At 40.8% G+C, this 20469-nt stretch carries 19 protein-coding genes; 18 read left to right on the top strand and 1 reads right to left on the bottom strand.

The features are described from left to right. The first annotated feature begins 104 nt into the window (after positions 1-104). On the top strand, positions 105-815 hold the full coding sequence (gene deoD, locus B7692_RS03055; protein ID WP_084929899.1) for a purine-nucleoside phosphorylase: 711 nt from the start codon (positions 105-107) through the stop codon (positions 813-815). 32 nt (positions 816-847) lie between these two features. On the opposite strand, the gene pavA is transcribed toward deoD, so the two are convergent. Then, positions 848-2503 carry an Rqc2 family fibronectin-binding protein PavA gene (pavA, locus tag B7692_RS03050; protein ID WP_084929860.1) on the bottom strand — a complete coding sequence of 552 codons (1656 nt, stop codon included), beginning with the start codon at positions 2501-2503 and terminating at the stop codon, positions 848-850. Between the two features lie 104 nt (positions 2504-2607). Between pavA and ybeY the strand changes: the two genes are divergently transcribed. The 17 genes from ybeY (at position 2608) to ftsW (ending at position 20469) form a co-directional block, all read left to right on the top strand. Next, a complete protein-coding gene (ybeY, locus tag B7692_RS03045) occupies positions 2608-3105 on the top strand; it encodes an rRNA maturation RNase YbeY (RefSeq protein ID WP_084929859.1) in 498 nt (165 codons plus the stop codon). Then, positions 3086-3481 carry a diacylglycerol kinase family protein gene (locus tag B7692_RS03040; protein ID WP_000378170.1) on the top strand — a complete coding sequence of 132 codons (396 nt, stop codon included), beginning with the start codon at positions 3086-3088 and terminating at the stop codon, positions 3479-3481. Before ybeY ends, B7692_RS03040 begins: the two co-directional genes overlap by 20 nt. 16 nt (positions 3482-3497) lie before the next feature. After that, positions 3498-4397, top strand: coding sequence for a GTPase Era (gene era / locus B7692_RS03035; RefSeq protein ID WP_000143264.1), 900 nt, complete (start codon positions 3498-3500; stop codon positions 4395-4397). 48 nt (positions 4398-4445) lie between these two features. Beyond that, positions 4446-5270, top strand: a complete 825-nt coding sequence (mutM, locus tag B7692_RS03030) for a DNA-formamidopyrimidine glycosylase (protein WP_084929858.1) — start codon at positions 4446-4448, stop codon at positions 5268-5270. Then, positions 5270-5875 (top strand): dephospho-CoA kinase, encoded by a 606-nt coding sequence (gene coaE, locus B7692_RS03025; RefSeq protein ID WP_084929857.1) that lies wholly within the window; start codon positions 5270-5272, stop codon positions 5873-5875. Before mutM ends, coaE begins: the two co-directional genes overlap by 1 nt. Continuing rightward, positions 5862-7061, top strand: coding sequence for a multidrug efflux MFS transporter PmrA (locus B7692_RS03020; RefSeq protein WP_084929856.1), 1200 nt, complete (start codon positions 5862-5864; stop codon positions 7059-7061). Before coaE ends, B7692_RS03020 begins: the two co-directional genes overlap by 14 nt. Then, on the top strand, positions 7061-7210 hold the full coding sequence (gene rpmG / locus B7692_RS03015; protein ID WP_001809104.1) for a 50S ribosomal protein L33: 150 nt from the start codon (positions 7061-7063) through the stop codon (positions 7208-7210). Before B7692_RS03020 ends, rpmG begins: the two co-directional genes overlap by 1 nt. A gap of 39 nt (positions 7211-7249) precedes the next feature. Next, positions 7250-7483 (top strand): preprotein translocase subunit SecG, encoded by a 234-nt coding sequence (gene secG / locus B7692_RS03010; protein WP_000282517.1) that lies wholly within the window; start codon positions 7250-7252, stop codon positions 7481-7483. 100 nt (positions 7484-7583) lie between these two features. Next, complete coding sequence (gene rnr / locus B7692_RS03005; protein ID WP_084929855.1) at positions 7584-9938, top strand: ribonuclease R; 2355 nt, start codon at positions 7584-7586, stop codon at positions 9936-9938. After that, a complete protein-coding gene (gene smpB, locus B7692_RS03000) occupies positions 9901-10368 on the top strand; it encodes an SsrA-binding protein SmpB (protein ID WP_001051750.1) in 468 nt (155 codons plus the stop codon). Before rnr ends, smpB begins: the two co-directional genes overlap by 38 nt. A 15-nt stretch (positions 10369-10383) precedes the next feature. Continuing rightward, a complete protein-coding gene (tehB, locus tag B7692_RS02995; protein WP_084929854.1) occupies positions 10384-11244 on the top strand; it encodes an SAM-dependent methyltransferase TehB in 861 nt (286 codons plus the stop codon). 247 nt (positions 11245-11491) lie between these two features. Next, positions 11492-14314, top strand: coding sequence for a SasC/FmtB family protein (locus tag B7692_RS02990; RefSeq protein WP_084929853.1), 2823 nt, complete (start codon positions 11492-11494; stop codon positions 14312-14314). A 275-nt stretch (positions 14315-14589) separates the two neighbouring features. Next, on the top strand, positions 14590-15543 hold the full coding sequence (locus B7692_RS02985; RefSeq protein ID WP_084929852.1) for a competence protein CoiA: 954 nt from the start codon (positions 14590-14592) through the stop codon (positions 15541-15543). A gap of 18 nt (positions 15544-15561) precedes the next feature. Continuing rightward, positions 15562-17364, top strand: coding sequence for an oligoendopeptidase F (pepF, locus tag B7692_RS02980; RefSeq protein WP_084929851.1), 1803 nt, complete (start codon positions 15562-15564; stop codon positions 17362-17364). A gap of 1 nt (position 17365) precedes the next feature. Beyond that, positions 17366-18079, top strand: coding sequence for an O-methyltransferase (locus B7692_RS02975; RefSeq protein ID WP_004241675.1), 714 nt, complete (start codon positions 17366-17368; stop codon positions 18077-18079). A gap of 66 nt (positions 18080-18145) precedes the next feature. After that, the gene (gene prsA, locus B7692_RS02970) at positions 18146-19084 is read left to right on the top strand and encodes a peptidylprolyl isomerase PrsA (RefSeq protein ID WP_084929850.1); all 939 of its coding nucleotides are present in this window, start codon (positions 18146-18148) and stop codon (positions 19082-19084) included. A gap of 161 nt (positions 19085-19245) precedes the next feature. Further along, positions 19246-20469: a cell division peptidoglycan polymerase FtsW gene (ftsW, locus tag B7692_RS02965; RefSeq protein WP_049491796.1), complete on the top strand. Its 1224-nt coding sequence runs from the start codon at positions 19246-19248 to the stop codon at positions 20467-20469.

Here is a 20469-nt window from a genome sequence, read left to right as displayed (position 1 = left end):
TACGGGCGGAGAACTGTGTAAAAAAGATAAACTGTCTAGCATCTGAGGTGCTTCGTCAGTTTCCTATTTTTACTTTGTTCTCCGTCGCCCTTTATATCTTAATTATGTCTATCCATATTGCTGCTCAGCAGGGTGAAATTGCTGATAAAATTCTTCTTCCTGGGGATCCTCTTCGTGCGAAATTTATTGCGGAGAATTTCCTTGAAGATGCTGTTTGTTTTAACGAAGTGCGTAACATGTTTGGTTACACTGGTACTTACAAGGGCCACCGTGTATCTGTTATGGGAACTGGGATGGGGATGCCATCTATTTCGATTTATGCGCGTGAGTTGATTGTTGACTACGGCGTGAAAAAATTGATCCGTGTGGGAACAGCTGGTTCTTTGAATGAAGATGTTCACGTTCGTGAATTGGTCTTGGCACAGGCTGCTGCAACCAACTCAAACATCATCCGCAACGACTGGCCACAGTACGATTTCCCACAAATCGCTAGTTTTGATTTGCTAGATAAGGCCTACCATATTGCCAAAGTACTTGGTATGACCACCCACGTTGGGAACGTTTTGTCGTCAGATGTCTTTTACTCAAACTATTTTGAAAAGAACATCGAGCTTGGTAAATGGGGAGTCAAGGCTGTGGAAATGGAAGCAGCAGCTCTTTACTATCTGGCAGCCCAACACCATGTTGACGCGCTTGCTATCATGACTATTTCGGATAGTTTGGTCAATCCAGATGAAGACACAACTGCAGAAGAACGCCAAAATACCTTTACCGATATGATGAAGGTTGGTTTAGAAACCTTGATTGCAGAGTAAAATGTAAAAGAAAATCCTGATTCCAAGTAAAATCAGGATTTTTTCATGGATGCGATTTTTTCTGGGTCTGGTGTTACACGGAGGGTCTTTTGTCCTGTGTAAGTGACAAAGCCTGGTTTGCCACCAGTTGGTTTATTGAGTTTCTTGACTTCAATCATATCTACCTGCACCAGATTTGACAGGCGACCTTGAGAGAAGTAGGCTGCAAGTTCTGCTGCGTCTGTCTTGACTTCATCAGATGGGTCAAGATTTCCTGAAATGATAACGTGGCTTCCAGGAATGTCCTTGGCATGGAACCAAAGTTCCTCCTTGCGGGCCATTTTAAAGGTTAGCTCCTCGTTTTGCAGGTTATTGCGTCCTACATAGATGATGGTTTTGCCATCGCTTGCTAGATATTGTTCTGGTTTTTTGCGTTTCTGGATTTTCTCCCGTTGTCTTCTGCGGATAAAGCCAGTTTGAATCAATTCTTCACGGATTTCAGCGATTTCTTCCAGCCCAGCTTGATTGAGAACAGTTTCCACACTTTCCAGATAGAGAATGGTTGCCTTGGTTTCTTCAATCAGATCAGTCAAGTATTTGACAGCTTCTTTGAGTTTCTGATACCGTTTAAAATAGCGTTGGGCATTCTGGTTGGGAGTCAAGGCCTTATCAAGCGCAATCGTGATAGGTAGGTTGGTATAGTAGTTGTCTAGGATAACCTTGTCTTGGTCGTTAGGCACTTGATGGAGGAAGGTTGTTAGCAATTCCCCTTTTTGGCGAAATTCTTCAGCATTGTCTGTCGCTAGTAACTCTTTTTCTTGTTTTTTTAGCTTATGTCGATTTTTCTGAAGTTCATTTTCAACACGGCGAATGAGTTCACTGGCTTGCTGTTTGACGCGGTCACGCTCAGCCTTGTCCTTATAGTAGGTGTCCAACAAATCAGAAAGATTGGCAAAAGGCTCTCCCACCTGATTTGCAAAAGGAACTGGACTGAAGGAAGTCTCAGTCAAGCATGGCTTGGTTTCTTGATGGAAAAAGGTACGGAAAGTAGATAGTTTATCACTAACCAGTATGCTTTCCAATTCATTTGCCGTATCACGTCCCAGACCTTGAAAGAGGCTTTGAAGATTTTTAGCTGTCGTTTCCTGTGTTTGTAGGATTTCAAAGAGTTTCTCGTCCTTGATTGTAAAAGGATTGAGAGATTCCGTACTTGGCGGAGCGATGTAGGTAGACCCAGGAAGCAAGGTGCGGTAGCTATTTTGTGAAAAGCCGACGTGTTTGATAACTTCGAGGATTTTATGACTGCTCTTATCAACCAGTAGAATATTACTGTGTTTCCCCATAATTTCGATAATCAAGGTTGCCTGGATATGGTCTCCAATCTCGTTTTTATTGGAAACTGTCATTTCCACAATACGGTCATTTTCCACTTGCTCGATCGACTCAATCAGGGCACCCTGCAAATACTTTCTCAAAACCATGATAAAGGTAGAAGGTTGGGCTGGATTTTCAAAAGTTGTTTGGGTCAGCTGAATGCGTCCAAAAACTGGATGGGCAGAAAGGAGCAGGCGATGACTTTGGCGATTGCTGCGGATTTGCAAGACCAACTCTTGTTCAAAAGGCTGATTGATTTTCTGAATGCGACCATTCACTAACTCTCTTCGCAATTCCTCAACCATGTGGTGTAAAAAAAATCCGTCAAATGACATCGTTCTCTCCTTGTGATTGTATTCCATAGTATTATATCAAAAAGGTAGAATAAAATCATGGAAATGTGGTATAATAAAGCCAAGTAAAGAGAAACGAGAAGCACATGTATATTGAAATGGTAGATGAAACTGGTCAAGTTTCAAAAGAAATGTTGCAACAAACCCAAGAGATTTTGGAATTTGCAGCCCAAAAATTAGGCAAAGAAGACAAGGAGATGGCAGTTACCTTTGTGACTAATGAGCGTAGTCATGAACTCAATCTAGAGTATCGTGACACAGACCGTCCGACAGATGTTATCAGCCTTGAATATAAGCCAGAGTGGGAAATTGCCTTTGACGAAGAGGATTTACTTGAAAATCCAGAATTGGCAGAGATGATGTCTGAGTTTGATGCCTATATTGGGGAACTTTTCATCTCTATCGATAAGGCACATGAGCAGGCCGAGGAATATGGCCATAGCTTTGAGCGTGAGATGGGCTTCTTGGCAGTACACGGCTTTTTACATATCAACGGCTATGATCACTACACTCCGGAAGAAGAAGCGGAGATGTTCGGTTTACAAGAAGAAATTTTGACAGCCTATGGACTCACAAGACAATAAACGAAAATGGAAAAATCGTGACCTGATATCCAGTTTAGAATTTGCTCTCACAGGAATTTTTACTGCCATCAAGGAAGAACGCAATATGCGAAAACATGCAGTGACGGCTCTTGTAGTCATTCTTGCAGGTTTGGTTTTTCAGGTGTCACGAATCGAATGGCTCTTTCTCCTATTGAGCATTTTCTTGGTAGTAGCTTTTGAAATTATCAATTCTGCTATTGAAAATGTGGTGGATTTGGCCAGTCACTATCACTTTTCTATGCTGGCTAAAAATGCCAAGGATATGGCGGCTGGCGCGGTATTAGTGGTCTCTCTTTTCGCAGCCTTAACAGGCGCATTGATTTTTCTCCCACGAATCTGGGATTTATTATTTTAAATATCAAGAGGAAATTATGACTTTTAAATCAGGCTTTGTAGCCATTTTAGGACGTCCCAATGTTGGGAAGTCAACTTTTTTAAATCATGTCATGGGGCAAAAGATTGCCATTATGAGTGACAAGGCGCAGACAACGCGCAACAAAATTATGGGAATTTACACGACTGATAAGGAGCAAATTGTCTTTATCGACACACCAGGGATTCACAAGCCTAAAACAGCTCTCGGAGATTTCATGGTTGAGTCTGCCTATAGTACCCTTCGCGAAGTGGATACTGTTCTTTTTATGGTGCCTGCTGATGAAGCGCGTGGTAAGGGGGACGATATGATTATCGAGCGTCTCAAGGCTGCTAAGGTTCCTGTTATTCTGGTGGTGAACAAGATTGATAAGGTTCACCCAGACCAGCTTTTGTCTCAGATTGATGATTTCCGAAATCAGATGGACTTTAAGGAAATCGTTCCAATCTCAGCCCTTCAGGGAAATAACGTCTCTCGTCTAGTGGATATTTTGAGTGAAAATTTGGACGAAGGTTTCCAATATTTCCCGTCTGATCAAATTACAGACCATCCAGAGCGTTTCTTGGTTTCAGAAATGGTTCGCGAGAAAGTCTTGCACCTAACTCGTGAAGAAATTCCGCATTCTGTTGCAGTAGTAGTGGATTCTATGAAACGAGATGAAGAGACAGACAAGGTTCATATCCGTGCAACCATCATGGTCGAGCGAGATAGCCAAAAAGGGATTATCATCGGTAAAGGTGGTGCTATGCTTAAGAAAATCGGTAGCATGGCCCGTCGTGATATCGAACTGATGCTAGGAGATAAGGTCTTCCTAGAAACATGGGTCAAGGTCAAGAAAAACTGGCGCGACAAAAAGCTAGATTTGGCTGACTTTGGCTATAATGAAAAAGAATACTAAGTAGAGGTGGGCTCATGCCTGCTTCTTGTTTTTACAGAAGGAGGACTTATGCCTGAATTACCTGAGGTTGAAACCGTTCGTCGTGGCTTAGAAAAATTGATTTTGGGTAAGAAGATTTCGAGTATAGAAATTCGCTATCCCAAGATGATTAAGACAGATTTGGACGAGTTTCAAAAGGAAGTGCCTGGTCAGATTGTTGAGTCAATGGGACGTCGTGGTAAATATTTGCTTTTCTGCCTGACAGATAAAGTTTTGATTTCCCATTTGCGCATGGAAGGCAAGTATTTTTACTATCCAGACCAGGTTCCTGAACGCAAGCATGCCCATGTTTTCTTCCAGTTTGAGGATGGTGGCACGCTTGTTTATGAGGATGTACGCAAGTTTGGTACTATGGAACTCTTGGCTCCAGACCTTTTAGACGCCTACTTTATTTCTAAAAAATTAGGTCCTGAACCAAGCGAACAGGACTTTGATGTGCCGGTCTTTCAAGCTGCCCTTGCCAAGTCCAAAAAGCCTATCAAATCCCATCTCCTAGACCAGACCTTGGTAGCTGGACTTGGCAATATCTATGTGGATGAGGTTCTCTGGCGAGCTCAGGTTCATCCAGCTAGACCTTCACAGAGTTTGACGGCAGAAGAAGCTTCAGTGATTCATGACCAGACCATTGCTGTATTGGGACAGGCTGTTGAAAAAGGTGGTTCCACCATTCGGACCTATACCAATGCCTTTGGGGAAGATGGAACCATGCAGGACTTTCATCAGGTCTATGACAAGGCTGGTCAAGGATGTTCACGTTGTGGCACCATCATTGAGAAAATCCAACTAGGTGGACGAGGAACTCACTTTTGTCCTCAGTGCCAAAGGAGGGGCTGATGGGAAAAATAATCGGAATCACAGGTGGAATTGCCTCTGGCAAGTCAACTGTGACAAATTTTCTAAGAAAGCAAGGCTTTCAAGTGGTGGATGCCGATGCAGTCGTCCACCAACTACAGAAACCTAGTGGTCGTCTGTTTCAGGCTCTAATCCAGCACTTTGGTCAAGAAATTATATTAGAAAACGGAGAACTTAATCGCCCTCTTCTAGCTAGTCTTATCTTTTCAAATCCTGAAGAACGAGAATGGTCTAAGCAAATCCAAGGAGAGATTATCCGTGAGGAACTAGCTACATTAAGAGATCAGTTGGCTCAGACAGAAGAGATTTTCTTCATGGATATTCCCCTACTTTTTGAGCAGGACTACGTCTCTTGGTTTGATGAGACTTGGTTGGTCTATGTCGACCGAGATGTCCAAGTAGAACGCTTAATGAAAAGAGACCACTTGTCCAAAGATGAAGCTGAGTCTCGTCTGGCAGCCCAGTGGCCTTTAGAAAAAAAGAAAGATTTGGCCAGCCATGTTTTAAACAACAATGGAAATCAAGACCAGCTTCTTACTCAGGTATTCTCCCTGCTTGAGGGAGGTAGGCAAGATGACAGAGATTAACTGGAAGGATAATCTGCGCATTGCCTGGTTTGGTAATTTTCTGACAGGAGCCAGTATTTCTTTGGTTGTGCCATTTATGCCCATCTTTGTGGAAAATCTAGGTGTAGGGAGTGAGCAAGTCGCTTTTTATGCAGGCTTAGCTATTTCTGTCTCTGCTATTTCTGCGGCGCTCTTTTCTCCTATCTGGGGTATTCTTGCTGACAAATACGGTCGAAAGCCCATGATGATTCGAGCAGGCATGGCCATGACCATTACTATGGGAGGTTTGGCCTTTGTGCCAAATATCTATTGGTTAATCTTTCTTCGTTTACTGAATGGTGTATTTGCGGGTTTTGTTCCCAATGCAACGGCCTTGATAGCCAGTCAGGTTCCCAAGGAGAAATCAGGAACTGCCTTAGGTACTTTGTCTACAGGCGTAGTTGCAGGTACTCTAACTGGTCCCTTTATCGGGGGATTTATTGCAGAATTATTTGGCATTCGTACTGTTTTCTTACTAGTTGGTAGTTTTCTATTCTTAGCTGCTGTTTTAACTATTTGCTTTATCAAGGAAGATTTTCAACCAGTAGCCAAGGAAAAGGCCATCCCAACAAAGGAATTGTTTACATCAGTTAAATACCCCTATCTCTTGGTTAACCTCTTTCTAACCAGTTTTGTCATTCAATTTTCAGCCCAATCAATTGGCCCTATTTTGGCTCTTTATGTACGCGACTTAGGCCAGACAGAGAATCTTCTTTTTGTATCTGGTTTGATTGTATCCAGTATGGGCTTTTCCAGTATGATGAGTGCAGGAGTCATGGGAAAGCTAGGTGACAAGGTGGGCAACCATCGCCTCTTGGTTGTAGCCCAGTTTTATTCAGTCATCATCTATCTCCTCTGTGCCAATGCCTCTAGCCCGCTTCAACTAGGACTCTATCGTTTCCTCTTTGGATTGGGAACCGGTGCCTTGATTCCTGGAGTTAATGCCCTTCTAAGCAAGATGACGCCCAAAACTGGTATTTCGAGGGTCTTTGCCTTCAATCAGGTATTCTTTTATCTGGGAGGTGTCGTTGGGCCTATGGCAGGTTCTGCAGTAGCAGGTCAATTTGGCTACCATGCAGTCTTTTATGCGACAAGTCTTTGTGTTGCCTTTAGTTGTCTCTTTAACCTGCTTCAATTTCGAACATTATTAAAAGTAAAGGAAATCTAGTGCGAGTAAAAATTAATCTCAAATGCTCCTCTTGTGGCAGCATCAATTACCTAACCAGTAAAAACTCAAAAACCCATCCAGACAAGATTGAGGTTTTAAAGTATTGTCCCAAGGAAAGAAAAGTAACCCTACATCTTGAATCTAAGTAGATTTTATGGTAAAATAATAGGGATTTTAAGGAGTTTGATATGTATAACCTATTATTAACCATTTTATTAGTATTATCTGTTGTGATTGTGATTGCGATTTTCATGCAACCAACCAAAAACCAATCCAGCAATGTATTTGATGCCAGCTCAGGTGATTTGTTTGAACGCAGTAAAGCACGCGGTTTTGAAGCTGTAATGCAGCGTTTGACAGGGATTTTAGTCTTTTTCTGGCTAGCCATTGCCTTAGCATTGACGGTATTATCAAGTAGATAAGAAAATAATGGGCAGGACTAGGTCTTTGCCTCTTTTTATTTTTAAAAGATATTTGAGAAGGTTTTACAGTAAAAGAAAATAAAAAATCTAGAAAGAAAATATGAAAGATAGAATAAAAGAATATTTACAAGATAAGGGAAAGGTAACTGTAAATGGCTTGGCTCAGGCTTTGGGAAAAGACAGTTCCAAGGATTTTCGTGAGTTGATTAAAACCTTGTCCCTAATGGAAAGAAAGCACCAGATTCGCTTTGAAGAAGATGGAACTTTGACTTTGGAAGTCAAGAAAAAACATGAGATTACTCTCAAGGGGATTTTTCATGCCCATAAAAATGGCTTTGGCTTTGTTAGTCTGGAAGGGGAAGAGGACGACCTTTTTGTAGGGAAAAATGATGTCAACTATGCTATTGATGGTGATACTGTCGAGGTAGTGATTAAGAAAGTTGCTGACCGCAATAAGGGAACAGCAGCAGAAGCCAAAATTATTGATATCCTAGAACACAGTTTGACAACTGTTGTCGGACAAATCGTTCTGGATCAGGAAAAGCCCAAGTATGCGGGTTACATTCGTTCAAAAAATCAGAAAATCAGTCAACCAATCTATGTTAAGAAACCAGCTCTAAAACTAGAAGGAACAGAAGTTCTCAAGGTCTTTATCGACAAATACCCAAGCAAGAAACATGATTTCTTTGTCGCTAGTGTCCTCGATGTGGTTGGGCATTCAACGGATGTCGGAATTGATGTTCTTGAGGTCTTGGAATCAATGGACATTGTCTCAGAGTTTCCAGAGGCTGTTCTTAAGGAAGCAGAAAGTGTTCCTGATGCTCCGTCTCAAAAGGATATGGAAGGCCGTCTGGATTTGAGAGATGAGATTACCTTCACCATTGATGGCGCGGATGCCAAGGACTTGGACGATGCGGTGCATATCAAGGCCTTGAAAAATGGAAATCTGGAGCTTGGTGTTCACATCGCAGATGTTTCCTACTATGTGACCGAGGGGTCTGCCCTTGATAAGGAAGCCCTTAATCGTGCGACTTCTGTTTATGTGACAGACCGTGTGGTCCCAATGCTTCCAGAACGACTGTCAAATGGTATCTGCTCCCTCAATCCTCAAGTTGACCGCCTGACCCAGTCTGCCATTATGGAGATTGATAAACATGGTCGTGTAGTCAACTACACCATCACACAAACGGTTATCAAGACTAGCTTCAGGATGACCTACAGTGATGTCAATGATATCCTAGCTGGAGATAAGGAAAAGAGACAAGAATATCAGAAAATTGTCCCTAGTATCGAACTCATGGCCAAACTCCATGAAACTTTAGAAAACATGCGTGTGAAACGTGGAGCACTCAATTTCGATACCAACGAAGCGAAGATTTTAGTGGACAAGCAAGGTAAGCCTGTTGATATCGTTCTTCGTCAGCGTGGTGTTGCCGAGCGCATGATTGAGTCCTTTATGTTGATGGCCAATGAAACAGTTGCTGAGCATTTTAGTAAGCTGGATTTGCCTTTTATTTATCGAATCCACGAGGAGCCCAAGGCTGAAAAGGTTCAGAAGTTTATTGATTATGCTTCGAGCTTTGGCTTGCGCATTTATGGGACTGCCAGTGAGATTAGCCAGGAGGCCCTTCAAGACATCATGCGTGCTGTTGAGGGAGAACCTTATGCAGATGTATTGTCCATGATGCTTCTTCGCTCTATGCAGCAGGCTCGCTATTCGGAGCACAATCACGGCCACTATGGATTAGCGGCTGATTATTACACTCACTTTACTAGTCCGATTCGTCGTTATCCAGACCTTCTTGTTCACCGTATGATTCGGGATTACGGCCGTTCTAAGGAAATAGCAGAGCATTTTGAGCAAGTGATTCCAGAGATTGCGACCCAGTCTTCCAATCGTGAGCGTCGTGCTATCGAGGCCGAGCGTGAAGTCGAAGCCATGAAAAAGGCTGAGTACATGGAAGAATACGTGGGTGAAGAGTACGATGCTGTTGTATCCAGCATCGTTAAATTTGGTATCTTTGTTGAATTGCCAAACACGGTTGAAGGCTTGATTCACATCACAAATCTACCTGAGTTTTACCATTTCAATGAGCGTGATTTAACCCTTCGTGGAGAGAAATCAGGAACAACTTTCCGTGTAGGTCAGCAGATTCGCATTCGCGTTGAAAGAGCCGACAAGATGACGGGTGAAATTGACTTCTCATATATCCCAAGTGAGTTTGATGTGATTGAAAAAGGCTTGAAACAGTCTAATCGTAATGATAGAGGGCGTGGTTCAAGTCGTCGTTCAGATAAGAAGGAAGATAAGAGAAAATCAGGACGCTCAAATGATAAGCGCAAGCATTCGTCAAAAGATAAGAAGAAAAAAGGAAAGAAACCTTTTTACAAGGAAGTAGCTAAGAAAGGAGCCAAGCATGGCAAAGGGCGAGGGAAAGGTCGTCGCGCAAAATAAAAAAGCACGCCACGACTATACAATCGTAGATACGCTAGAGGCAGGGATGGTCCTGACTGGGACTGAAATCAAGAGTGTGCGAGCTGCTCGAATCAATCTCAAGGACGGCTTTGCCCAAGTAAAAAATGGGGAAGTTTGGTTGAGCAATGTTCATATCGCGCCTTACGAAGAGGGAAATATCTGGAACCAGGAACCTGAACGCCGTCGTAAACTCCTGCTCCATAAGAAACAAATCCAAAAATTGGAACAAGAGACCAAAGGGACAGGAATGACCCTGGTTCCCCTTAAAGTCTATATCAAAGATGGTTACGCTAAACTCCTTTTAGGTTTAGCTAAAGGGAAGCATGACTATGATAAACGGGAGTCTATCAAACGACGTGAGCAAAACCGCGATATTGCGCGTGTTATGAAAGCTGTTAATCAGCGATAAAAAGAGGAAATGAAAATGGAAAAACTAGTTGCCTATAAACGTATGCCCTTGTGGACTAAAGAAACCATGCCAGAGGCTGTTCAGCAGAAACACAATACCAAGGTTGGGACTTGGGGGAAAATTACTGTCTTGAAGGGAGCTCTCAAGTTTATTGAATTGACAGAAGATGGTGAGGTTTTAGCTGAGCACCTCTTTGAAGCAGGAGCCGACAATCCCATGGCACAACCTCAAGCTTGGCACCGAGTGGAGGCTGCTACAGACGATGTAGAATGGTATTTAGAATTTTATTGTAAACCTGAGGATTATTTCCCTAAAAAATACAATACCAATCCTGTTCATTCAGAGGTCCTAGAGGCAATGCGGACAGTAAAACCAGGGAAAGCTTTGGATTTGGGCTGTGGTCAGGGGCGTAATGCACTCTTTCTAGCCCAACAAGGTTTTGATGTGACAGCTGTGGATCAAAATGAACTGGCCCTTGAAATCTTGCAAAGCATTGTTGAGCAGGAAGACCTAGATATGCCTGTTGGTCTTTATGATATCAATTCAGCCAGTATTGGGCAAGCTTATGATTTCATCGTATCGACAGTTGTTTTGATGTTTTTGCAAGCAGACCGCATTCCTGCAATTATCAAAAATATGCAGGAGAAAACTACTGTTGGTGGCTACAATCTTATTGTTTGTGCCATGGACACGGAGGATTATCCTTGCTCAGTGAACTTCCCATTCACCTTTAAAGAAGGGGAATTGGCAGACTATTACAAGGATTGGGACTTGGTCAAGTACAATGAAAATCCAGGCCATTTACACCGTCGCGATGAAAATGGCAATCGTATTCAACTACGCTTTGCGACCATGCTAGCTAAAAAAATCAAATAAACATGAATGAAGGTTGGGGAAATATCCAACCTTTTTATAAATGTTGTGAAAATTTAATATTTCTGACAATGTAATTTTTATTTCAAGAATCGCTATAATTATAGAACAAAAGCACTTTTATGCGTATATATATATATACGCATAAAAATTATAATTGGTCAGAAAACATGAAAAAAGGTATATTGCATTATTAAAGTAATACTGTAATATAGTTTTGATACAAATATTTATTTTGGAGGAAATTTAGATGTTTCATAAAGGTAAACACGATCGTGAAAAGCAATTACGTTTTTCTATTCGTAAAGTCAGCTTTGGTGCAGCTAGTGTCGCAGTAGCTGCGTTTTTCATGTTTTTAGGAAATGGAGGAGTATATGCTGCAGAGCAAAGCGTGCCTTCAACTAATGGGGAGACACTAGCACCGCAACCTAAAGAACTGAATGCCCAGAATGGTAACTATGAAGGTAATACAGTAGCCACTAGTCCTGCTGCAACAGTAGAGACAAATACTCAACCTTCAACAGTTGAAAATAGTCCCTCTCCAGAATCAGCACCCCAGAAGGTGGAGACTCTAGATAAGAAAGAATTAACAGATTTAATCAAAGAGATTGATGGCAAGTTTGCTAAAGGAACATATGCTACTAAGACAGAAGAAAGCGTTAATAATCTTAGAACTATCTTAGACGAATCAAGAACTGTTTTAAGCACTGCAACAACTCAAACTGAATTAACTGCAGCATATAGAAAGTTAATTACAGCGACATCAAAATTGCAAACAAAATCTGAAAAGAAAAAAGAACAACCATTAGATAATACAACTGATAAGTTAAGTGAAGGTAAAAAACTTACCAGCGCAGAGAAGACTTTGGAGTCTAATTCTATTGCAAACTCAGGTTCTAGAGATGAACGTAATGGGAAAGCGTTGGATACAAATAACCCATTCCGTACAGATTCAACTCCTAGCACTGTAACAAGCACAGATCCCCTAGCTACGAATGCAACAAATGTAGCTATTGTAAATGGTAATTTTAATGATACTAGCCAAGGAGCAGTACTTCCAACTGCAACATCAGATCCTATTACTGTCAAGAACGATATAAGTAAATTAACAGGATGGAAACCTGTTAATTCAACAACAACAACAGTTCCTCTTATTTGGACTGCGAAAGCATCTCAATATGGAGATGCTTTTCCGGGTGACAGAGGTTCTGGAATAGGAGCTGTTTTAGCAGTATATCCAGGAAGAGAATCGTGGAGTGGTAGTCCAAAACCTGAATTTGGTCCTATTTATCAAGATATTGATGTAGTGGGTGGCCAAGAGGTGAAGGTAACTTGGAGAGGGACAACGGTAAATATAAATAGTGGTAATAATGGAGCAAGACTAGTTGTTAAAAATCCAGAAACAGGAGCTGTACTAGGTCGGTATGAAAAAGGTTATGCTGGTACTCCGATGGGAGAAATGTCCGTTCTTGTAAATGTTCCTGAAGGCTTAACAAAATTAAGACTTCAATTTGAAACAGCTCTTAATAGAAGTACAGAAAATCATAGCTATGATAGTAGTTTCAATAAACCAGCTATATCATCTAATGAGAATGCAGGAGGAGTTGTAAGTAATGTTCGTGTGGCTAGCGGTTCTTATCTTGTATCTGAAGTTGTGAAGACTACTTATGAATCTACAGCTACTTCTGCTACTTCTACTACTGTGGATACTACTGTGACTGTAAAAGTTGTTAATAAAGGATTCTCAACTTCTACAAATAATCAGTATAGAGTTGAGTTGCCAGAAGGTGCAACATTAGTGGGAACAACAGGTACAAGCTCGGCCCAACTAAATGGAACTAGTTTGACCCTTGGTTTTAACAATTTAGACCCTAAACGAGAACAGACTTTAACGTATACTTTTAGTTTGCCAACTAACAAACCAATTGAAAAACAATTGGAGGGGACAGTTTCTTATCAAACTTCAGGAAATCTGATTGATAACGGAACTAAAAAAACAGGTAGTGATACAGTTGCACAACAAACAGTTAAGATTAATATGTATAAAGCTGATCTGCAGGCAGAGGCAGCTAAGGTAGCAACATTAAATCAAATCGATTATACACCTGAAGCATGGACTGCTTATCAAGCAGAATTAGCTAAGGCTCAAGAAATATTGAATGAAGAAACTAACAATGTAGAAATAGCGAATCGAAAAAATCAAGCAGATATTAACGCCCAGACTTTGTTGCTTCAAAAAGCTCAAGCTAAATTAGAAGTTGATAAGGCTAAAAAAGCTAAATTAACAGCACTTGAAGGTACTCCAAACGCAACGAAAGAAGAAAAAGATGCGGCTAAACAAGCAGCACAAGACGCAGCAACAAAAGCAAATCAAGCAATTGACGCAGCAACGGACAATGCAGGAGTAGCAACAGCTCAAACAGACGGTATAGCAGCAATTGAAGCTGTAACCCCAACAGTAGCAGTTAAAGCAGCGGCTAAAGCTGAAGTAGCGAAAAAATTAGCAGAAAAATTAACAGCACTTGAAGGTACTCCAAACGCAACGAAAGAAGAAAAAGATGCGGCTAAACAAGCAGCACAAGACGCAGCAACAAAAGCAAATCAAGCAATTGACGCAGCAACGGACAATGCAGGAGTAGCAACAGCTCAAACAGACGGTATAGCAGCAATTGAAGCTGTAACCCCAACAGTAGCAGTTAAAGCAGCGGCTAAAGCTGAAGTAGCGAAAAAATTAGCAGAAAAATTAACAGCACTTGAAGGTACTCCAAACGCAACGAAAGAAGAAAAAGATGCGGCTAAACAAGCAGCACAAGACGCAGCAACAAAAGCAAATCAAGCAATTGACGCAGCAACGGACAATGCAGGAGTAGCAACAGCTCAAACAGACGGTATAGCAGCAATTGAAGCTGTAACCCCAACAGTAGCAGTTAAAGCAAATGTGCGTAAAGAATCTAAAGAATTGCCAAATACAGGTACAGCAGATTCTACTGTAGCTATGGTAGCAGCTGCCGCAAGTGCAGTACTTGGTCTAGGTCTTGTAGGCCGTCGTCGTAAAGAAGATGAAGAAGTATAATTTATATATGAACTAATCTAATCTTTTAGTAAAATTTGTATTTGATTTTATAGCTTATATAGAATTTCTTAAAAAATCTCCTAGTAGTCCATTGATTGCTAGGAGATTTTGTTTCTTTGTCAATTATATAAGGTATCGAAACTGGAATAGTAGGACATGACTTCTGAAGCATTGTTAGAAATTAATTTGACTTTCCTAATATCTTAGTTCGCATCTTCGATAATTAAAAATACGATTATTAATTTTTACGAATAATATAGAAAAGGAGGAAAATCATGTTTGTTGCGAGAGATGCTAGGGGACAGTTGGTAAATGTGTTAGAGGATAGGCTCGAGAAACAAGCATATACCTGCCCCGCTTGTGGAGGTCAGCTCCGTTTGCGTCAAGGATCAAGTGTACGGACCCATTTTGCCCATAAATCTTTAAAAGACTGTGATTTTTCATTTGAAAATGAAAGCCCAGAACACTTGACAAATAAGGAAGTCCTCTATCAGTGGTTGAAAAAAGAGACAGAGGTACAATTAGAACATCCCCTTCCAGAGCTTAAACAGATTGCGGATGTGTTTGTAAATGGCAATCTAGCTCTAGAAGTTCAGTGTAGTCCTCTGCCTCAAAAAGTTCTTAAAGAGCGCAGTGAGGGCTATCGTAGTCAGGGGTACCAAGTACTGTGGTTGCTGGGTCAAAAACTGTGGCTCAAAGACCGCTTAACCCGTCTGCAACAAGGTTTTCTCTATTTCAGTCAAAATATGGGCTTTTATGTTTGGGAATTAGACAAGGAAAAACAAGTTTTGAGACTCAAATACCTGATTCACCAAGATTTTCGAGGTAAACTCCATTATCAAATCAAGGAATTTCCCTATGGTCAAGCTGGTTTACTGGAAATATTGCGTCTTCCCTATAAGAAACAAAAAATTTCTCATTTTACAGTTTCTCAGGACAAGGACATCTGTCGCTATATTCGACAACAACTGTATTACCAAAATCCCTATTGGATGAAAGAACAAGCAGAAGCCTATCAAAAGGGAGAAAATCTCCTGACTTATGGACTAAAAGAATGGTATCCACAAATTCGGCCACTAGTAGGCAAATTTTTCCAGATTGAGCAAGATTTGACCAACTATTATCAGCACTTTTACACCTATTACCAACAAAATCCTCAAAATGATTGGCAAAAGCTCTATCCACCAGCCTTTTATCAGCAATATTTCTTGAAAAATATGGTAGAATAGAAAGGATGGAGGAATCTAATGGTATTACAAAGACATGAAATAAATGAAAAAGATACATGGGATCTATCAACGATTTACCCAACTGACCAGGCTTGGGAAGAAGCCTTAAAAGATTTAACAGAAAAATTGGAGACAGTAGCCCAGTATGAAGGCCATCTCTTGGATAGTGCGGATAGCCTACTCGAAATTACTGAATTTTCTCTTGAAATGGAACGCCAAATGGAGAAGCTTTACGTTTATGCTCATATGAAGAATGACCAAGACACACGTGAAGCCAAGTACCAAGAGTACTATGCCAAGGCCATGACTCTCTATAGCCAGCTAGACCAAGCCTTTTCATTCTATGAACCTGAATTTATGGAAATCAGTGAAAAGCAGTATGCTGACTTTTTAGAAGCTCAGCCAAAATTGCAGGTTTATCAACACTATTTTGATAAGCTTTTGCAAGGCAAGGATCACGTTCTTTCACAACGTGAAGAAGAATTATTAGCTGGAGCTGGTGAAATCTTTGGTTCGGCAAGTGAAACCTTCGCTATCTTGGACAATGCGGATATTGTGTTCCCTTATGTTCTTGACGATGATGGTAAGGAAGTTCAGCTATCTCATGGGACTTACACACGTTTGATGGAGTCTAAAAATCGTGAGGTGCGTCGTGGTGCCTATCAAGCTCTTTATGCGACTTATGAACAATTCCAACATACCTATGCCAAAACCTTGCAAACTAATGTTAAGGTGCAAAACTACCGTGCCAAAGTTCGCAACTATAAGAGTGCTCGTCATGCAGCCCTAGCGGTCAATTTTGTTCCAGAGAGTGTTTATGACAATTTGGTAGCAGCAGTTCGCAAGCATTTGCCACTCTTGCATCGATACCTTGAGCTTCGTTCAAAGATTTTGGGGATTTCAGACCTCAAGATGTACGATGTCTACACACCGCTTTCATCTGTTGAATATAGCTTTACCTACCAAGAAGCCTTGAAAAAAGCAGAAGAAGCCTTGTCAGTCTTGGGTGAGGATTACTTGAGCCGTGTTAAACGTGCCTTCAGCGAGCGTTGGATTGATGTTTACGAAAACCAAGGCAAGCGTTCAGGTGCCTATTCTGGTGGTTCTTACGATACCAATGCCTTTATGCTCCTTAACTGGCAGGACAATCTGGACAATCTCTTTACTCTTGTTCATGAAACAGGTCACAGTATGCATTCTAGCTATACTCGCGAAACTCAGCCTTATGTTTACGGGGATTATTCTATCTTCTTGGCTGAGATTGCATCAACTACCAATGAAAATATCTTGACGGAGAAATTATTGGAAGAAGTGGAAGATGATGCAACGCGCTTTGCTATTCTCAATAACTTCCTAGATGGTTTCCGTGGAACAGTTTTCCGCCAAACTCAATTTGCTGAGTTTGAACACGCGATTCACCAAGCGGATCAAAATGGTGAAGTCTTGACAAGTGATTTCCTAAATAAACTCTACGCAGACTTGAACCAAGAGTATTATGGTTTGAGTAAGGAAGACAATCCTGAAATCCAATACGAGTGGGCTCGCATTCCACACTTCTACTATAACTACTATGTATACCAATATTCAACTGGCTTTGCAGCAGCCTCAGCTCTGGCTGAAAAGATTGTCCATGGTAGTCAAGAAGACCGTGACCGCTATATCGACTATCTCAAGGCAGGTAAGTCTGACTATCCACTTAATGTCATGAGAAAAGCTGGTGTTGATATGGAGAAGGAAGACTATCTCAACGATGCCTTTGCAGTCTTTGAACGTCGTTTGAATGAGTTTGAAGCCCTTGTTGAAAAATTGGGATTGGCATAAGATGGTTGAATCGTATAGTAAAAATGCCAACCATAACATGCGTCGCCCTGTTGTCAAGGAAGAAATTGTGGACTTGATGCGTCAGCGCCAAAAGCAAGTCACAGGATCTTTGAAAGAATTGGAAGACTTTGCCCGCAAGGAAAATATTCCCATTATTCCCCATGAAACGGTTGCTTATTTCCGTTTTCTCATGGAAACCATACAACCTAAAAACATTCTGGAAATTGGGACGGCTATCGGTTTTTCAGCCCTCTTGATGGCGGAACATGCGCCAAAGGCCAAGATTACAACCATTGACCGCAATCCAGAAATGATTGGTTTTGCCAAGGAAAATTTTGCCCAGTTTGACAGTCGCAAGCAAATCACGCTCCTAGAAGGAGATGCGGTAGATATCTTATCTACCTTGACAGAGTCCTATGATTTCGTCTTTATGGATTCAGCCAAGTCTAAATACATCGTCTTTTTGCCAGAAATCCTCAAACATTTGGAAATTGGTGGTGTGGTTGTCTTGGATGATATTTTCCAAGGTGGTGATGTTGCTAAGGATATTATGGAAGTCCGTCGTGGCCAGCGAACTATTTACAGAGGCCTTCAAAGACTATTTGATGCAACCTTAGACAATCCAGGACTCACTGCAACATTAGTACCTCTGGGTGACGGCATCCTCATGCTTCGTAAAAATGTAGCAGATGTTCAATTGCCTGACAGCGAATGATTTTCAGAAAAATTTAAGAAAATATAGTAAAATAGATAGGGTAACACTTATCTCAAAGGAGTAGACATGAAGAAAAAACTATTGGCAGGTGCCATTACACTATTATCAGTAGCAACTTTAGCAGCTTGTTCGAAAGGTTCAGAAGGGGCAGACCTTATCAGCATGAAAGGAGATGTTATCACAGAACATCAATTTTATGAGCAAGTGAAAAGCAATCCTTCAGCCCAACAAGTGTTGTTGAACTTGACTATCCAAAAAGTATTTGAGAAACAATACGGTTCAGAAGTAGATGACAAAGAAGTCAACGATACTATTGCCGAAGAAGAGAAACAATATGGTGAAAACTACCAACGTGTCTTATCACAAGCAGGAATGACTCTTGAAACACGTAAAGCGCAAATTCGTACTAGTAAATTAGTTGAGTTGGCAGTTAAAAAAGCAGCAGAAGCTGAATTGACAGACGATGCTTACAAGAAGGCTTTTGACGAGTACACTCCAGATGTAACGGCTCAAATTATCCGTTTGGACAATGAAGACAAGGCCAAAGAAATTCTTGAAAAAGCTAAGGCAAGTGGCGCAGATTTCGCTCAACTAGCCAAAGATAACTCAACAGATGAGAAAACGAAAGCGAACGGTGGAGAAATCACCTTTGATTCAGCTTCAACAGAAGTACCAGATCAAGTTAAGAAAGCAGCTTTTGCCTTGGATGTTAACGGAATTTCTGATGTCATTACAGCTACTGGCACACAAGCCTACAGCAGTCAATATTATATTGTAAAACTCACTAAGAAAACGGAAAAATCATCTAATATTGATGACTACAAAGAAAAATTAAAAACTGTTATCTTGACTCAAAAACAAAATGACGCATCATTTGTTCAAAGCATTATCGGAAAAGAATTGCAAGCAGCCAACATCAAGGTTAAAGACCAAGCCTTCCAAAATATCTTTACTCAATACATCGGTGGTGGAGATTCAAGCTCAAGCAGTTCTTCAAAAGAATAAAACAGAAAAGAGCCAAGTGCTCTTTTTCTTATGAGAAAATCTTTCTATCTTAATGGTAAGAGTTTTTTTCTTTCGGAAAAAATGGTATAATAGCAATCAAAACTAGAAAATAAACGGAATTTGGGAATAATTTCTTTTGTTCTCATTAGATTGGTGATACTATGAAGATTAGTAAGAGGCACCTATTAAACTATTCTATTCTAGTTCCTTACTTACTTTTATCAATTTTGGGCTTGATTGTAGTTTATTCTACAACCAGTGCCATTCTTATCGAAGAAGGTAAAAGTGCCCTCCAATTGGTTCGAAGTCAGGGAATGTTTTGGATACTTAGTTTAATATTGATTGCCTTGATATATAAGCTGAAATTGAATTTTTTAAGAAAAGAACGACTCTTATTTATTGTTATGTTTGTTGAGCTGATTCTTTTGGCTCTGGCTCGCTTAATTGGTACGCCAGTCAATGGAGCCTATGGTTGGATTTCAGTAGGACCTTTGACCATTCAACCAGCGGAGTATTTGAAGATTATCATTGTCTGGTACTTGGCTCAACGTTTTTCAAAACAACAGGATGAAATTGGTATTTATGATTTTCAAGTTTTAACTCAAAATCAATGGATTCCTCGTGCTTTTAATGATTGGCGTTTTGTCCTACTTGTCATGATAGGAAGTTTGGCTATTTTCCCAGACTTGGGGAATGCTACTATCCTAGCTCTGGTTGCCTTGATTATGTATACAGTTAGTGGAATTGCTCATCGTTGGTTTATAGTCTTTATCGGTGTTTTATTTGGAGTTTCAGCCCTATCTCTATCAGCTATTTCTGTAATTGGGGTTGATAAGTTTTCAAAAGTTCCAGTATTTGGTTACGTGGCCAAGCGTTTCAGTGCCTACTTTAATCCCTTTGCTGATTTGGCAGGAGCAGGCCACCAACTTGCAAATTCCTACTTTGCCATGGTAAATGGTGGTTGGTTTGGTCTAGGATTAGGAAATTCAATTGAAAAACGTGGTTATTTACCAGAGGCCCATACAGACTTTGTATTTTCAATTGTCATTGAAGAGTTTGGATTTGTGGGAGCCAGCTTGATTTTAGCCCTTGTCTTTTTCCTGATTTTGCGGATTATCCTAGTCGGTATTCGTGCTAAGAATCCCTTTAATTCCATGATGGCGATTGGAGTTGGGGGGATGATGCTGGTACAGGTCTTTGTCAATATCGGTGGAATTTCTGGCATTATTCCTTCGACAGGAGTAACCTTCCCATTCCTATCACAAGGAGGGAACAGTCTCCTAGTCTTGTCTGTAGCCATCGCCTTTGTCTTAAATATTGATGCAAGTGAAAAACGTGCCCAATTATATGAGGAGTTAGAAGCTCACTCATCAAACTATATGTAG

The sequence above is a fragment of the Streptococcus mitis genome (assembly GCF_002096925.1).
Lineage (GTDB): Bacteria > Bacillota > Bacilli > Lactobacillales > Streptococcaceae > Streptococcus > Streptococcus mitis_AF.
This window is presented reverse-complemented; position numbering and strand designations above follow the sequence as displayed.

Bases quoted from the DNA above. Each gene is read 5' to 3' on its own strand.
- deoD (WP_084929899.1), top strand. From the start codon at position 105: ATGTCTATCCATATTGCTGCTCAGCAGGGTGAAATTGCTGATAAAATT.
- pavA (WP_084929860.1), bottom strand. From the start codon at position 2,503: ATGTCATTTGACGGATTTTTTTTACACCACATGGTTGAGGAATTGCGA.
- ybeY (WP_084929859.1), top strand. From the start codon at position 2,608: ATGTATATTGAAATGGTAGATGAAACTGGTCAAGTTTCAAAAGAAATG.
- B7692_RS03040 (WP_000378170.1), top strand. From the start codon at position 3,086: ATGGACTCACAAGACAATAAACGAAAATGGAAAAATCGTGACCTGATA.
- era (WP_000143264.1), top strand. From the start codon at position 3,498: ATGACTTTTAAATCAGGCTTTGTAGCCATTTTAGGACGTCCCAATGTT.
- mutM (WP_084929858.1), top strand. From the start codon at position 4,446: ATGCCTGAATTACCTGAGGTTGAAACCGTTCGTCGTGGCTTAGAAAAA.
- coaE (WP_084929857.1), top strand. From the start codon at position 5,270: ATGGGAAAAATAATCGGAATCACAGGTGGAATTGCCTCTGGCAAGTCA.
- B7692_RS03020 (WP_084929856.1), top strand. From the start codon at position 5,862: ATGACAGAGATTAACTGGAAGGATAATCTGCGCATTGCCTGGTTTGGT.
- secG (WP_000282517.1), top strand. From the start codon at position 7,250: ATGTATAACCTATTATTAACCATTTTATTAGTATTATCTGTTGTGATT.
- rnr (WP_084929855.1), top strand. From the start codon at position 7,584: ATGAAAGATAGAATAAAAGAATATTTACAAGATAAGGGAAAGGTAACT.
- smpB (WP_001051750.1), top strand. From the start codon at position 9,901: ATGGCAAAGGGCGAGGGAAAGGTCGTCGCGCAAAATAAAAAAGCACGC.
- tehB (WP_084929854.1), top strand. From the start codon at position 10,384: ATGGAAAAACTAGTTGCCTATAAACGTATGCCCTTGTGGACTAAAGAA.
- B7692_RS02990 (WP_084929853.1), top strand. From the start codon at position 11,492: ATGTTTCATAAAGGTAAACACGATCGTGAAAAGCAATTACGTTTTTCT.
- B7692_RS02985 (WP_084929852.1), top strand. From the start codon at position 14,590: ATGTTTGTTGCGAGAGATGCTAGGGGACAGTTGGTAAATGTGTTAGAG.
- pepF (WP_084929851.1), top strand. From the start codon at position 15,562: ATGGTATTACAAAGACATGAAATAAATGAAAAAGATACATGGGATCTA.
- B7692_RS02975 (WP_004241675.1), top strand. From the start codon at position 17,366: ATGGTTGAATCGTATAGTAAAAATGCCAACCATAACATGCGTCGCCCT.
- prsA (WP_084929850.1), top strand. From the start codon at position 18,146: ATGAAGAAAAAACTATTGGCAGGTGCCATTACACTATTATCAGTAGCA.
- ftsW (WP_049491796.1), top strand. From the start codon at position 19,246: ATGAAGATTAGTAAGAGGCACCTATTAAACTATTCTATTCTAGTTCCT.